Source organism: Acinetobacter sp. TGL-Y2, assembly GCF_001612555.1.
Taxonomy (GTDB): domain Bacteria; phylum Pseudomonadota; class Gammaproteobacteria; order Pseudomonadales; family Moraxellaceae; genus Acinetobacter.
This window is the reverse complement of sequence record NZ_CP015110.1, coordinates 3,024,582-3,040,611: the sequence shown is the minus strand read 5'-3', so window position 1 is coordinate 3,040,611 and position 16,030 is coordinate 3,024,582. Positions and strand designations below refer to the sequence as shown.

The window sequence follows — 16,030 nt, the reverse complement described above, 5'->3', positions numbered from 1 at the left end:
CAGGCAAAGATTATAGGCAAATCATTAACATTTTTCCGTGTTAAATTCGTTTCAGACCACATTTAATCGACGCTAGAAAGCAGATTTTGCGATTTAAATCTTCGCTGGCTTATAAGCGTCGCCGTCTTGAATCAGTTGCAAAAATTCAAGCTGTTGTTCTGGACTTAAATCTTGGAATTTTTCAAACATCTGTTGAGGTGCATTCGAATTTATTTCGGCACTCAATAAAGCGTCATCTTGATTGGGTTCAAGCGTATGCAATACATTTTGATAGAGCGTATCGAGATTATTTTTGTGTGAGGACAGATCCACCTCATACAGTTTTTTCTGATCAAGTTTGAAATACTGATACTGTTCAGCATGTTCAAGCAAATCTTGGCTACAGCCCGTGGCAATAATTTGCAGCTGTGGAAAAGCCTGATGTAACCTCTTTAAAATATTTTGCGTGGTGTCTTGATCTAATTGTGCGTCAATATTGTCAATCAGCAAGATGCCATCGCCTTCCATGCAGGGATAAAGCTGATTAGGGTTGAGTAAACATAAGCGACGTACCACATCACCAATGAGCGCAATCCAATTTTTCATTGAGTTGGACAGTTGGCTAAAGGACATCAGTTGTCCTTGATAATTTACCATCAGTTGAAGCTTGGGTAAGTACTCGAGATAAAGATCGGTTAAATCTGGAAAAACTGTGTTCAATGCTGTTTTTAACGCCACCATGCTCGGTGCATGCATTTGTGCATGGGCTTGAAACAGTTTTTGGTTCAAATTAACGGTTTCATCATCAAAGGCGGTACTGTCTTTGCCTTGGGTGGTCTGCAAGATTTTTTGAAAAAGCTGTGCCATTTGTGCATTTTCAATATCATTGATTTCACGAAACCATTCAAAAAAACGAGCAAAAGTGGTGTAGGGCAGTGGCGCAAGCTCATAAGCAGAATGATGCTGAAAAACGGCAGGATTATTTTTACTGATCAGATTCATTTCATTGACGAAACGATCCGAAGGGTAATACGCAATCAGCGGTAAGCCTTGCAAGGGGTCTTGTAGAATCGCTTTATTGTATAAATCTGTCAGTTGTTCAAGTTGCTGGGTATCAACTTTGCTATGCCCCAAACCTTGCGCATTTAAGGTCTTATATAAAATCCATGAGCAAGTGGAAACGTCTTTATCTTGTGAAGAAAAGCTCTCGGACAAACTGCCAATCTCATCTGGAATCTGAATATTCATTTGAATTCTAGACTGCACACGATTTTGGGTAATATCTGAATCAAGCATGACCACACCCGCAGTACGAGCATCTTTAAGTCGTGCTGGAAACCAAGTTAGTGCTTGATAAATATTTTTGATAATCGCGGTTTTACCTGAAGATTGATTACCTAAAATGAGAGTAATTGGCTTATTTGAATATTTGAACTCGATATTTAAGTCAGAAAAATGAGAACAATGGCGTAACTTGATCGAATGGATTTTCATATTTCACCTGCAACTTATCTTTAGGATTCATGCTGTTGCTTTGTTTTGAGTATTTGTTTTTAGTTTGAGCTGTTGCACCAAATCATAAATATGGTGAATGTTTAAGCTGAGTTTAGCACGAGTACAGGCGACATAGAGTAACCGTAACTCTTCATCACTAATTTTATGTTCTAAACCATTTATCTTAAATTGGTAATCATCTTCAATATGTACTCGATTCCATTCTAAACCTTTGGCTTTATGCGCCGTTGAAATCACATAGTCTGCATGTTCAATCGGAGTGATTTTAGCCAAAGCTTTTTTCAGTGGATCTGTCCCATGGTCATCGACCAATTTGACCAGCGGTTTAATGTCACTGCCGTCATTGGTCTCACAGTATTCATGAACATCGTGCCATGAATTAAACCAAGCCAGTTCGGGTACATCGACCACGCGTTTGCCCTGTTTCAGTAGGCTTGCAGCATCGACAAAACGGTTTAGTTTGACATGATCGGCTTGTAAGCTCACTTTGTCACCTTGAACCAAACCCGCCAGTAATAATTCCATCGCACGCGCATTGGTACGACACAAAATGGCGTCTCGCATTTTGGTGTGTGGTTTATTGACCACAGATGATCTGACATCTGGGTTGCCAATCAGGGGGACAGTTTCATTGAGCGCACCCAACAGTCGATTCGCCACATCTGCGATTGCATCGCCAAAACGAAAAGAGGTGGTTAAGCGAGATTCAGGCAGTGGCATTTGCTGCATGGCATTCACCGCACCGCGCCATGCATAAATTTGTTGATGGGCATCCCCGACATAAATCACTTGAGTGCTGCGCTGCTTAAGTAAAATGCCGAGCATGAGAGGGTCAGCATCTTGTGCTTCGTCAAACAACACATAGTCAGCAGGGATAAAGGGATCAGACAATGCCCACAGTTTTAAATAAATATCATGTCCAATGCCTGCTTGATGGTTCTGATCAATGGACTCCAGCCAGCGCCGTTCAACCGCAGGGTATAAATGCTTTTGCAAGGATTCGATATCATCTGCATGCAACCAGCTTGGTGCTTGAATATGCCGTGGTGCTGGGTACTGCGAGCTTGTGGAGCAGAAATAGCTGACGGCGTTAGCAACAAGACTGGCCAAACGACTCGGTAAAAGGGCATATTTTTCATAGCGACCGCCCATTAAACGGCGTAATGTAATGGGCTCTAAGCGATATTCTTTGGCAATAAAACTGGGGCTTAGTCGGGGTAAACGCAGTTTATCGGTCACTCCACGTGGAACGCTTCGAAAAGCCAAGGAGTGAAAAGTACGACAGTCGACATTGCCATGAAATTTATTTTGCGCTTCAGTGGCAATCGCTTTGTTAAACGCCAAATACATGCCACGGCGATGCTGCATCGAATCACTGATCAATTTTAAAGTGGTGGTTTTACCTGTACCTGCATAGGCAATCACCTTAAAAGACTCACCTTTGTGTGCTTGCTCAATCGCAAATTGCTGTTCTAATGTCGCTTTTAAAATATCTGGCACAGTGGTATCGAGTCTTCAAAAATGAATTAAAATTGAGCGATGAGTATAGCAAGAAAGTCATCAGATTAGGCAGATCAATTTGCAGGACAGCACAAGATACGACAACGTACGACAAGATATGACAGATTGGATCAAGCCAGATGAGGTAATGAAAAATCAGCTATTGATCAGATAAAAAAGCCATGCAATGGCATGGCTTTTAGAATGAACTTTCAATACTTAGTGACTACGATTGGCTTTTTCCACCAAACCTGATAAACCTTGACGACGAGCCAATTCGTTTAACACCAGTTGAATATCTAGATCGAAATATCCAAGCATGACTATGGTATGAAACCAAACATCTGCAACTTCATAGATCAAGTCATTCTTATTGTCTTCACTGGCTTGTGCTTGAAACTCTTTGGCTGCGATGACCGTTTCAAAGCTTTCTTCACCCATTTTCTCTAAAATTTTGTTGAGACCTTTATGGTAAAGCTTAGCCACATATGATGAATCTGGATCTGCAGCTTTACGTTCCGTCATCATTTGCCCTAAGTAACTCAGCACATCGACTTGCTCAGCTTGGGCGGTAGATGCATTCATGGCTTGGGTATGGGCATTCGCCGATTTATCACCATAAATGGTATTCGGATCTTTCAGCTGTGCATCCACAATTTCCCAACCGTTTGGCGTGAGCTTTCTGTAAAAACATGACTCACGACCCGTATGGCAGGCAATACCGCCGTGTTGTTCAATTTGCAGCACAATCACATCGGCATCACAGTCTAAACGAATTTCATGCACGGTTTGAAAGTGACCTGACTCTTCGCCTTTATGCCATAATTTTTGACGTGAACGAGAAAAATATACCGCTTGGTTTTTCTCAGCGGTCATGCTCAAGGCTTCACGGTTCATCCATGCAACCATCAGAATACGACCGGTATGGTGATGTTGAGCAATAGCAGGAATCAGTCCTTGTTCGTTAAATTTTACTTCATCGAGCCATTGCACATTGTTCATGAGAGTTTCACCAAAATAGAGAGTTAAAAGAGGGCTATAAAATTGTTATAGCGTTTTAGTTTAAGCGATTTGATTGGTTTTGAGGAAAAATTTCATGCTTTTTACATGGTGCTATTTTAAAACAGTAATTGAAAAGGAGATATCAAAAGTGGCATTTCAAACACACCCATTTAGCGCATTTCAATTATTATCTTTGCGCTGAGCGATATCGGCATAATTCATTTGAGAGAACATCCCAGATTTTAAACCTGAAATCGTAATCGCCATTTCTTTACGAAAATAGGGGATTTGATACATCCATGCGAAGCTTAAATCTCTTAAACCGCCTGCCCACCAGTGATCGGACTGATACAGCGGCGTCAGCAATCGGCTTAGAAATTGATAAAATTGGGTCGAGGACTGTCGGTGCTGATGGTAGTTCTGCCAAAGTGTTGACCAATTTAGAGTCCTCCCATCACGAGCGACCTGAACCGCTTGGCCCAAAGCCCAAGCATCCAGTAATGCCATGTTGGCGCCTTGACCCAATTGCGGGCTCATTGCATGGGCTGCATCTCCAATCACCCCGACACGGCCTTGTCCAAATTTTGACATCACCACATCACGATAATGCGCTGCTAACCATTGCTGATCTTGCTGGGGGGCATTCATGACCGTGTTGAGCCATGTAGATGCTTCGGGCCAGCGCTGATCAATTTGATTTAACCAAGCCTCACGGTCTTCAGTTCGTCTTAAAAAATGCGGAAGCAGAGGTGTGGGCATACTCCAAAATACACTGGAGAGGCGTTTATCAGGCTGCTCAGGTGTGGCCCCTGTGGGTAAAATCCCGAGCATGATTTGAGCGCGATCATGAAACTGGTGCAGAATTTCTGGGTCTAAATCTAGACATTCAGGAACAATGGTCCACTTTGCCCCCCAAGGATAAGCCTGATCAATATTAACCCATGCTTTGGGTCTGAGTTCACTGCGCGCGCCATTGGCAATCAACATGGCATCAAATCGTTCACTATAGTTTTGCTTTGCCACCAAGCCTTCAACACGCACTTCATTTTGATTTTCTTCATAGCGTGTAATGTCTGCATCCATACACCAATGGATCAAGTCTGGATAGCTGCGAGCTTTACTTTCCAAGATATGACATAAACTTGCACGATGAATACCAATACCATAAAAATCAGGGTGGGCTTGTTGGTACTGGCTATTTACCAACAGTTTTTGATTGGGCAGACGACCTTCTAAACCGGTGACCTTGGCGCCCAGTTCGAGTGCGTGATCTAAAATCCCAAGATGTTCAAAAACGGCTAAACCTGAAGGTTGTAATAATAGTCCTGCACCGACTGGCACAAGCGCTGGGACTTTCTCAAAAATGGTGACCTGTAGACCTTGCTGCGCCAATACAATAGCTGAGGCCAATCCCGCAGTGCCTGAACCAATAATCGCCACATGTATATTTTTCATTATTTTCAAGGATCTTTATTCTTCGGCATCAATTTAATAAAAAAGCACTGAAGGCGATAGAGGTATTGATTTCAATAAAAAAGACCCTGATGTGTCAGGGGCTTTTTTATACAGGCATTCGGTAGGGGCATTTAGAGCGATAGACTCAAGTGAGATATTTAAATCACTTCGCCACACGCCAAATCGCAATCAAACTGGCCAAAACAATAAGAATCACAGAAATATACCACGGCGCAATCATTGCAATCGACAATAAAATCGCAATCAAACTTCCAAAAATCCAACTGCGTTTTTGCTGATGTTCCATTTGCAAGCGCATGCTTTGAAGTTCATTTAATTGCTTAGCATGCCATGCGGATTGATTTTTTAAGCCATTTAAGCTGTCAATGAAAAGCGTGGGTAAATCCTGTGCACCCAGCAATAAATCAGGAATTTTCTGTCCCAATTCTTTGATATTTTTTTGTGGATTCATTTGCGCTTTGATCCAGTCACTCAAGATCGGTTTCGCAAGCTTCCAAATATCAAGTTCTGGATAAAGATCTGTACCTAAGCCTTCAACATGGACTAAGGTTTTCAGTAACAGCATCAATTGCGGTGGAATTTCTAAATGGAAACGGCGTGCAATATCCATGACTTGCAGCAAGATTCCCGCGAAATCAAGCTCATGCATGGGTTTAGACACCATGGGGCCAACAGTGCGACGCATTTCTCGCGCCAATGCATCTTGATCGGTGCCCGGTGGAATCCAACCGGCTTGATGCACAATCAAAATCAGTTGCATGAAGTCGCTGTTCATGACCGCCAAAAGCATACGCGCAATGGTCATTTGGTCGTGTTTGGACAGCTCACCCATAATCGCGCAGTCCAGAGCGATAAAACGCGGATTGGCGGGATGAATCGTTTCTACGAAGACATTTCCGGGATGCATGTCTGCATGGAAAAAGTTATCGCGAAAGACTTGGGTGAAGAAAATGGTTAAGCCTTTTTCAGCCAAATCCTGACGATCCATGCCCAAGCGATCAAAGGTTGCAATATCTGAAATTGGAACACCGGTAATCCGCTCAGCCACCATCACGTCTTTACTGTCCATATATACTTCAGGCACATACATCATGCTTGAGCCAGTAAAGTAATGACGCATACGACGGGTATTTTCAGCTTCTAAAGTCAAATCCAATTCATTTAAAATAATTTGACGATAGTTTTGAATAATCTCAGAGAGATGCAGTGCGCGTGCAGCTTCTAGGCGTTTTTCAAGAAAAGCCCCAAGCCATTCTAAGATTTCAAAATCTTGGATAATCTGCACACGAATATTCGGGCGCGTCACTTTGACAACCACTTCACGACCATCATGCAGTGCGGCAGTATGTACTTGTGCAATGGATGCTGCGGCAAGCGGCTGCGTATCAAAGCGTGCAAATAATGTATTGACGTCGGCTTTGAGTGATTCCTGAATACGCATTTTCGCGACATCATTGTCAAAGGGTTTGACTCGATCTTGAAGTAAAACCAATTGTTGCAACAGTTCAGGTGGAATCAAATCACGACGTGTAGACAGCAGTTGTCCCAATTTAATCGCCAGCGGCCCCATTTCTTCTAAAGCTTCTTTGAGCTTCAGTGGGTTTTTTCGCTCTCGACTTGACCATGCAGCAGGGTGCATGTGAATCAGTTTCAGTAAGGGACGGGCTTTTGCAGGTATATCTTCCGCAGCAACCAACGTGTCGAGTCTATAGTGCGCGGCAATGCGCCAAAGTTCGATTAAACGTCTAATATGCGGAATCATAAATGCACTTACCTAATATTTTAATGGGAATTAAATTGAGATTGAAGCTGCTGAATTTTGGCGTCTAAACGGTCAATATTTTGGGTCAACTGACGCGTGTCTTGATTTAGGTCATCCATTTGCCAGCGCGGCGCAAACAGACCGCTGTCTTCTTTTAAAAAGTCTTCGACCACAAACAATTGACTGTCGAAAGAGCGAAATAGATGTTTGGGTACGGCTTGAATTTTACCCACTTGACTGGCGAGGTTTGGACCAATCCAGTCACTGAGTTTAGCGGCAAGATCTGGCTCAGCCTGTTGAATAATCCGCTGGATATTTTGCAACAGATGGTAATCCCCTTGTAGTGGAATATTGCCCACATCCTCTGCCAATAAAAGCTTAAGCAGTGCTACCACATTTTCAACGTGTAAGGTGGCAGTCGCCTCAGTGATGGTTTTGATTTCATCAAAAGGACGCTGTTCAAAAATAGATGGCTTGATACTTTGACCCGTGACAGTGGGTTCTAAACGCACTTTTTCAGTATCAAAAAATACATCGACAGACAGCTGTGGTGAATCAATCACCACCCGCAGTATTTTGCCCTGAAGCGCATTGAGCTGAATGCGACTAATCGCATCCAAATTGATACATTGATGAATCAAACGTTCAGCTGCACCCAGTGCAAGAATCGACCACATAATGAACCCTATTGCTTAAACTTAGAGTTTAAAGCCACGGTGAACCGCCACAATACCTGCGGTTAAGTTGTGATAATCACAGTTTTGGAAGCCTACATTTTCCATCATGCCTTTTAGGGTACGTTGGTCTGGATGCATACGAATGGATTCCGCCAAATATTTATAACTTTCTGCGTCATTGGCAATGATTTTACCCATGATTGGAAGGGCAGTAAACGAATACAAATCGTAAAGCTTAGAAAATGGCTCAAACACAGGTTTAGAAAATTCTAAAATCAATAAACGACCACCTGGCTTAAGGACGCGGTACATCGAAGCCAATGCTGCATCTTTATCGGTCACATTACGTAAACCAAAAGAGATAGTTAAAAGATCGAAACTGTTGTCTGCAAATGGCTCTAAAGTTTCAGCATTGGCCAAGACGAAATCGACATTGCTACAGCCCGCATCGAGTAAACGATCACGACCGACATTGAGCATCGATTCGTTAATATCAGACAGAACCACATGACCTGTGGGACCGACTTCACGGCTAAATACTTTGGCAAGATCACCTGTACCGCCTGCAATATCCAGCACATGCTGACCACGGCGTACGCCTGACATATTAATCGCAAAGCGTTTCCATAAACGATGAATACCAAATGACATGATGTCATTCATGATGTCGTATTTACTGGCAACAGAATGAAATACTTCAGCCACTTTTTGTGCTTTTTCTTCACTATTTACCGTTTGGAAACCAAAATGGGTGGTCTCACCGACATTGCCGGTATTTGCACCACGTGGCAAATTGTATTTTGGGACTGAACCTGTCACTGGGGTATCGGTCAGTTTTTGTTGTAATGATTGCTGCTGACCTTGTGCAGTACCTGTGGGTAATGGCTCGGTTAAAAAAGGACTGACTGTGTCTGTATTATTGGCCAGCTCAGTTTGAGCAGTTGGCTGTTGGTTTTCATTAGACATTCGAGTCACTCCTGAACACAAATAATAGTAAATCTGGTTGAACTTGCATGATGACAGATTCTTTAATTTTTTACAGTGTAGATCATGCAATTGATATGAATAATATACAGAAATAAAAAAAATTAGCAGTGTTAAGTTTTTGTGAGGTGTTTTAGGAAAATAATATTTGTTCGCTTTCACCTAATATATACAGCTGAACATGATTTAGTTTTAAGCCGTATATATGAAGTATGAAACTCAAGCTAAAATCCTGTTATCGACTTGAGCCATGTTCATTTAGATATAAAAAATCAGTCGAAATTTAGCACGTCAAATTTTAACATATAGGCGGTTAAAGTTTAAATGGATGCGCTTTCAATGAATGAACATTCTCTATGATTAAACGCTCTTTTTCAGTAAAGCGCGCAATGAAATTTGCCGCAGATTTCATGGGTTTCATGGCCAAGAAACCTTCACCTATAAAGTCATACATCAATTCAAATTTGTATTTGCTGGCCGTACCTTTGCACATTTTAAAGGCCGTATGCATAATGAATGAACGCATATATTTGTCTAAGCTGGTGCCTAAATCATCCAGCATATTCAGCTGTTGCTGACGTGCCTCTGCTTGATCGACTTTGATTAAGGTCAAGCGCATCATTTCATCATCAATCGGTTGATCTACGGGGTAATCTTTTAATAATTGCTTTGCCACTTGTTCATCAAGTTGCATGGCAAGTACCGCAAGTCCAACCGATTTTAAACCAGTCTTAATGGCATTTTCAGGAATAATTTTTTCAGCTTTATGGGCATATTTCAGTAAACGTTCGATTTGCACTGCTAAATCATCAAACTCAGCACCGCCATAGAGTCGGTTAATAAAATACTGTGCCATGAGCTGATGTTTTGGCTCATTAAAGAGCAGGTGATGAGTATCTTGAATACGGTTTTTAAGCCAAGCTTGAGCTTCATTCAAACGCTGCTTTAAGATCGGATCTGAATGATAATTTAATTGTTTATATTGTTCTAAAAGTTGATCTAGTTCAGCAAGTTTAGACATGTTAATGCTCAGTGATGTTCGGCATGTAAAAGCATAATCTGCTTAAATCAAAACTACTATGACAAATTCAAAGGCAAACGTTTTAATAAAAGTCAGTGCATGGCATTTTTGAGGCAAAATACATTTCAAACGCGGACATTTGCAATAAATTGTACCGCGATATTTAAGAGAACCAGGAGAGTTGAGTATACTGATTAAAACACAATAAATTCGAGCCCTCTATGCATGATACTGAAACAGAATTAGAACTTAAATCAGAAGACCTCACTCTTAAACTCATTGAAGCACAATATGCGTTAAAAGATACCCGAGCTAAGAAGAATGCCAAAAGTCTAGTGGTTTTGGTCAGTGGCATTGAGCTTGCAGGCAAAGGCGAGTCGGTCAAACAGCTGCGTGAATGGGTTGATCCACGTTATTTAAGAGTCAAAGCCGATCCACCGCATTTGATGAACACCACCACACCTTTTTGGCAGCCTTATACGCGTTTTATTCCGGCAGAAGGGCAGATGATTATACTGTTTGGCAATTGGTATAGTGACCTCTTGGCGACCACATTGCATGTGTCAAAACCCTTTGATGAAACGTTATTTGAAGCGTATACGCAGCAGATGCAAGCCTTCGAGCAAGACTTAAAAAATAACCATGTTGATGTAGTCAAAGTCTGGTTTGATTTGTCGTGGAAGTCTTTGCAAAAACGCCTCGATAAAATGGATGTATCAGAGCAGCGCTGGCATAAGTTGCATGGACTGGATTGGCGTAATAAAAAACAATACGACAGCCTACAACGTTTACGTCGTAAATTTACCGATGATTGGTTGATTATTGATTGTGAAGATGAACAGCAGCGTGATCATCTCTTTGCTGAACATGTCTTAAAACATTTAACAAATTTACCCAATCATGCCTTAAAAGTACGAAGCAAATGGCACCAAGCACCTGTGCCTGAAGTGCTGTTACAACCGAGCACAGAGGTGTTGGTTGAGGAAGATTATAAAGCTGAACTGAAAAAGCTCACCAAACAAGTTGCAGCGGCGCTTCGGGTTGAAGGTCGAAAAACCGTGATTGTGTTTGAAGGCATGGATGCAGCAGGCAAGGGCGGCGCAATTAAACGTATTGTGAAAAAACTCGATCCACGTGAATACGGGATTTACAACATTTCCGCACCTGAAAAATATGAACTGGCACGTCCTTATTTATGGCGTTTTTGGAACAAACTGTTAGATGAGGAAAACATCTCAATTTTTGACCGCTCATGGTATGGCAGAGTGTTGGTCGAACGTGTTGAAGGTTTTGCCTCGGATGTCCAGTGGAAACGTGCTTATGATGAAATTAATCGTTTTGAAAAAGATTTATCAGATACGCAGACCGTGGTGGTGAAGTTTTGGTTAGCCATTAGTAAAGATGAACAAGAAGCAAGATTTAAAGCCCGCGAACAAACACCACACAAACGTTTTAAAATCACAAATGAGGACTGGCGTAACCGTGAACGTTGGGATGATTATTTAGAAGCAGCAGCAGATATGTTGCACAGAACCAACACGGCGTATGCGCCGTGGTATGTGATTGCCACCAATGATAAATATTCAGCGCGCATTCAGATTTTAAGAGCGTTGTTAACGCAGTTAAAAGCGGAGTAAGGCGTATGGGTTATATTTAATAGCGCTTTATTTTACTTCATTGAGCTAAAAAAATAGTCAAAAAAGCGGATGAATCATCCGCTTTTTTTGTTTATGAATTAACTCACAATATTGGCTTTTTGTTTCTGTTGTACGCTTTTTGCCAATTTGTAGCTTTCTTCGACATGCGCTTCAGCGACTTTTTTCATGACGATATAACCCAAACTTGCGGCAATAATTGAGCCACCTAAAGGAATGAATTTAGTCACTTGCTTGGTCAGGACTTTAGCTGCAATATTATTGAGTGAACTTTTTGCTGCTGTACGTGCCACCACTAAACCTGAAAATTCAAAGCCACGTTTGCGCAGTTCATTCCAATGCACTTTTTTGGTTGTAGGATCATACACACTGATTTGTTCAGGGGACAATCCAAAACGGGTGTTGATTTCAGGGATCAGCATAGACAGCATACCCACATCAATCACGACATCTAAAAAAGGTACAGGAATCATAGCCACGCCCGCGGATACATAAGAGCGCTTTTTAACTAATTCTAGACATTCCTCACGGATTTGTTCTAAATCTAAATTTGGATCGATAGAGTCTGGAAGTTTATCGATTTTCATAACAAGTCACCTAAGAGATCGATTTGATTTTTGTGTTAAAAACGCGTGCTTGAGCACGGTTTTATGAAGTTTTATGAAGTCTTTGCAACAAAAGTGACATACTCAGTTTAAGATGTATAGTAATTTATGTTTATGATTTTGTGCATTTATGAATGCTTTGGTTTAAGCACAGAAAAAGAGGGACTATGGGGATTCATGTTATTCAAAGCCAGCAAATTGATGTGTTGGTGCAAGGCGTATTGCTGCGTATTCAGCAGCCGTCCAAGAATCCTTTTGCTGTCCTGGGCACTGAACATTTTGTGGTTCCAAGCCCCGCTATTCAAGAGTGGCTGACCCAAACCATTGCAGAACAACAAGGCATAAGTGCCAACAGTCAATTTCATCAGCGTATTCGCGGCTTTCAATGGTTTTGTTATCAGCAGGTGTTAGACGACAAAGACCATGTGCGTAAGGCGAACATTCCACGTTTGATGATGAAGTGGCGTATTTATCAAACCTTAAAAACCTTTATTGATAGTGATGACAATCCGCTCAACGCTGATCATCCTTTATTTGCAATTGTGCAGCGGATTTATGACAGTGCTTCAAGGCTTGAACAAAGTGTCGAAAAACAACTCAAAAAACAAAGCATGTTGTATTGGGTGTCTGAGCAAGTCTCTAAACTGTTCAGTAATTACATGCAGTACCGCGGGGACTGTCAAAGAAATTGTGAAGCGCTATGTACTTGCCCGACCAACTGGTTGAGCCAGTGGGGTGCAAACCAAGCCTTAGATATTGAACAGTTATTTCCACAAAATAAAGAACAAGATGTTAGTTTTAAATTCAACCAAGCACAAGAGTTAGAGCAGTGGCAGCGCTGGTTATGGCAGCATACGTTTCATGATGATTTTGTTGAAATGCAAAGTATTGATGTTGAATTTTGGAAGGTCATGGATGATAAAACTTCACGATTCGAAGCACTAAAAAATTTACCAGAACAGGTGATTATTTTTACCTTGTTGGATTTAGCGCCCTCCCAATTGCAGTTTTTACGGCGCTTGGGTCAGTATCTGGATGTGCTGATTTTGCACTACAACCCTTCGCAAGAATACTGGGCAGACAGTGTCGATCCAAATTGGAAAAAACGTTATGACTTAAGTGTCAAAGAGCGATTTATTGCGAAAAATCCCAAAGCGTCCGATGATGACATTGCGCGTTTTTTTGATGCCTTTACCTTAAATTTCAATGCCGAAGTGCGCGAATCACGCCATCCCTTATTGACCCGTTTTGGTAAACAAGCCCGTGATCATTTTTCGATCTTATCCAATCTGTCTTCAGGTGAAGAGGGGCAGTGGATTGATGCCTTTGTGGATGAATATCCGAGCCATCTGTTAGGCAAATTACAATCCGATATTTTGTATCTGGTGGAGCCTGAACAGCAAGCTTATGTGCTAGCGGAAGATGATGATTCGATTCAAATTCATGTTTGTCATTCGAGCCTAAGACAATTAGAAGTATTAAAAGAACAATTGATTCATTGGTTGGCACAAGGCACGCCTGAACATCCACGACGTCCCAGTGATATTTTGGTTTTAGCACCCGATTTAAAACAAATGGAACCGCTGATTCGGAGTGTTTTTCCGCAAAGCAGTTTCCAAGACGGCGTGTTCTTGCCTGTGAAAATTGCAGGGGTGACTCAAATTGATGTCAACAATGCTTGGCGCGCTATACTGGGACGCATTCAACTGGTCACGGGACGCTTTAGCTTAGAAGACTTTGCGGATTGGCTTAGCCTTAGTGCCACACAGATTCGTTATGCGCTGGATATTGACAGCACTGAGCGCATGGTGGAGCTATTGGTAAACGCAGGCTTTAAACGTGGACTAGACGCTGAACATTTACAACAAAGTTTAAGCGCAGATGATCAAGATTATCGCTTTAGTTTCAAATTTGCATTGGATCGTTTGGCACTCGGTGTTGCAATCCCTGAACATACGATATTTGATGAGACTTTAAGCTTTGCGCATGTACTGAGTAGTGATTTTGAATTGATTGCTCAGCTGATTGAAATTTATCAAGACTTTGCTGTGCGCCGTGATTGGATGCTCATGCATGAGCAAGGTTTGCGTAAACCGGTTGAGCAGTGGCTTGATATTTTAAAACAAGAGATTGAAGAGTTTCAAAATTCAGGGGTTGAAACCCTACAAGCCGTGCATAAAATCGTGAAAAAGCAGTACACCATGCTGACTCTGTCTTATAATTATGAAAAAGACAAACCGCAGCAGCATGAGTTGTATCATATTCAATTGCCCTTGCCGTATTTACTTGAAGAAATTCAAAGCACTCTAGACAGTCAACTTGAACAGGCACTTCCTACAGGACAAATCACCTTTAGTCAGATTGGGCATATTCGTCCGCTACCTTATAAGTTGATGGTGGTGCTGAATTTGGACAGCGGAAAATTTCCAAACCGAAATACTCAAGTGCCCTTTGATTTGATGAGTTTACTCAAACCCCAACTCGGTGATCGTTCACGCTTAGAAGATGATCAGGGTGCATTTTTAGATGCCGTTTTGTTGGCACAGCAAAATTTATGGCTGTTTTATAATGGTTTTGATGTGAGCGATAGTGAAGTGCGTGAGCCTTCAAGTGTCTTGCAAGAGTTGATCAGCCATTTGGCTTTCATTACTCGCGCAGCAAATACCACACTTGATGCCGAAACTTCTGAGGTCAAGACTGATTCAGCTTCGACTCTTTATTTAAATGAGATTGAGGTGGCGACCCATATTCAACAGCTGTATCAGGTTCATCCTTTACAGCCTTTTGATCCGATGGGGTTTGATGGCAGATCTATCCGCCGTTATCAAGATCAATGGTTTGAGGTGGCAAAACAACTGGGGCAGGCAACCCACAAGCGCGAACCATGGGTCAATGAGATCTATGTCAGACCCGCTGAAAACGGCACAGTGATTGATGCCGGGCAATGGATTCAAGATATCACTTTCCCCGCACGTTTATATTTGAAAACTTTGGGCGTGGAAAATTTAAAACCGCAAGATATACCTGCACAACACGAGCCTTTGGTGTTGGATGGTTTAGGACGCTATGCGATACGGGATTTCCTACAGCAACAAGCCAGTCATGACGCAGGCTTGGATCTACGGATTCTGCAAGATCAGTTGCCTGTGGGTAAAGTCCAGCACAGTGTTTTAAACATGAGCTTGGCAGAGCAAGACAGCCTAAAACAAAGACTGCATCAGTATGCAACTGAAGTGACCCAAACCACGCAGCGCCAATGGCGTATTCGACCTGATTTCACCATGAGCATTACCGTCCCTAAAAATGCAGTCAGCACGTGGGTCAGCTTAGATGCATCGAGTGGGCGTGCCAAACGCCGGGCCAAAGTCTGGCTTGAATATTTATTATGGTTAACTTTTTTAAACTTAGACGATCAGCGTTCAGCAAAATTCGAACGTATTGCAGTGTTGAGTGATGTCACTATTGTGAATAGTGGTTTAACCACTACGCAAGCGAAAACGTATTTAAAGGCTTGGCTAGATGCTTATGACTACGCCCAGCAACAGCCCTTGGTATTGCCTGCGGCACTGTTGCTGTTATTGGCTGAAAAAGGCAAAGCGCTGGAATGGCAAAGCGATGAATTTGGCAAATCCACCATTGCCAACTTTAAAGACCTACAAAAAGAATGGGACAAGAGCGATTCATTTTTGCCTTTTGCTTTGGCCGATATGGAATGGAGTAAAAAGCATCGTGACTGGCAATTTATTTTGCAAGAGCAGGACACCACCGCCTTACTTCAAGATGCCTGCGATAGCTACGCTTATGATTTATATCAGCCAATTTATCTACATCAAACGGTGGTTGAGAAATAAGAC

11 protein-coding genes are annotated in these 16,030 nt (G+C 42.0%); 2 read left to right on the top strand and 9 right to left on the bottom strand.

Annotated features, from left to right (window positions below; translation table 11 throughout):
• Window positions 1-93: 93 nt before the first annotated feature.
• The 8 genes from AMD27_RS14555 to AMD27_RS14520 form a co-directional block, all read right to left on the bottom strand.
• On the bottom strand, window positions 94-1,473 hold the full coding sequence (locus AMD27_RS14555; protein ID WP_067661831.1) for an AAA family ATPase: 1,380 nt from the start codon (window positions 1,471-1,473) through the stop codon (window positions 94-96).
• Between the two features lie 27 nt (window positions 1,474-1,500).
• A complete protein-coding gene (locus AMD27_RS14550) occupies window positions 1,501-2,994 on the bottom strand; it encodes a UvrD-helicase domain-containing protein (protein WP_067661829.1) in 1,494 nt (497 codons plus the stop codon).
• 219 nt (window positions 2,995-3,213) lie between these two features.
• Complete coding sequence (gene hisIE, locus AMD27_RS14545; protein WP_067661827.1) at window positions 3,214-3,996, bottom strand: bifunctional phosphoribosyl-AMP cyclohydrolase/phosphoribosyl-ATP diphosphatase HisIE; 783 nt, start codon at window positions 3,994-3,996, stop codon at window positions 3,214-3,216.
• 180 nt (window positions 3,997-4,176) lie between these two features.
• Entirely contained in the window at window positions 4,177-5,451 is a 1,275-nt protein-coding gene (locus AMD27_RS14540; RefSeq protein ID WP_067661825.1) for an FAD-dependent oxidoreductase, read from the bottom strand.
• A gap of 163 nt (window positions 5,452-5,614) precedes the next feature.
• Window positions 5,615-7,234, bottom strand: a complete 1,620-nt coding sequence (locus AMD27_RS14535; RefSeq protein ID WP_067661823.1) for an ABC1 kinase family protein — start codon at window positions 7,232-7,234, stop codon at window positions 5,615-5,617.
• 20 nt (window positions 7,235-7,254) lie between these two features.
• Window positions 7,255-7,911 (bottom strand): ubiquinone biosynthesis accessory factor UbiJ, encoded by a 657-nt coding sequence (locus AMD27_RS14530; RefSeq protein ID WP_067661821.1) that lies wholly within the window; start codon window positions 7,909-7,911, stop codon window positions 7,255-7,257.
• Window positions 7,912-7,932: 21 nt separating this feature from the next.
• Window positions 7,933-8,877, bottom strand: a complete 945-nt coding sequence (gene ubiE / locus AMD27_RS14525; RefSeq protein WP_067661820.1) for a bifunctional demethylmenaquinone methyltransferase/2-methoxy-6-polyprenyl-1,4-benzoquinol methylase UbiE — start codon at window positions 8,875-8,877, stop codon at window positions 7,933-7,935.
• A gap of 331 nt (window positions 8,878-9,208) precedes the next feature.
• The gene (locus AMD27_RS14520; protein WP_067661817.1) at window positions 9,209-9,916 is read right to left on the bottom strand and encodes an FFLEELY motif protein; all 708 of its coding nucleotides are present in this window, start codon (window positions 9,914-9,916) and stop codon (window positions 9,209-9,211) included.
• Window positions 9,917-10,137: 221 nt separating this feature from the next.
• Between AMD27_RS14520 and AMD27_RS14515 the strand changes: the two genes are divergently transcribed.
• Window positions 10,138-11,553, top strand: coding sequence for a phosphate--AMP phosphotransferase (locus tag AMD27_RS14515; protein ID WP_067661815.1), 1,416 nt, complete (start codon window positions 10,138-10,140; stop codon window positions 11,551-11,553).
• A 98-nt stretch (window positions 11,554-11,651) separates the two neighbouring features.
• On the opposite strand, the gene AMD27_RS14510 is transcribed toward AMD27_RS14515, so the two are convergent.
• On the bottom strand, window positions 11,652-12,158 hold the full coding sequence (locus AMD27_RS14510; RefSeq protein WP_067661813.1) for a hypothetical protein: 507 nt from the start codon (window positions 12,156-12,158) through the stop codon (window positions 11,652-11,654).
• A gap of 185 nt (window positions 12,159-12,343) precedes the next feature.
• Between AMD27_RS14510 and AMD27_RS14505 the strand changes: the two genes are divergently transcribed.
• On the top strand, window positions 12,344-16,027 hold the full coding sequence (locus AMD27_RS14505; protein WP_067661812.1) for an exodeoxyribonuclease V subunit gamma: 3,684 nt from the start codon (window positions 12,344-12,346) through the stop codon (window positions 16,025-16,027).
• Window positions 16,028-16,030 lie beyond the last annotated feature (3 nt).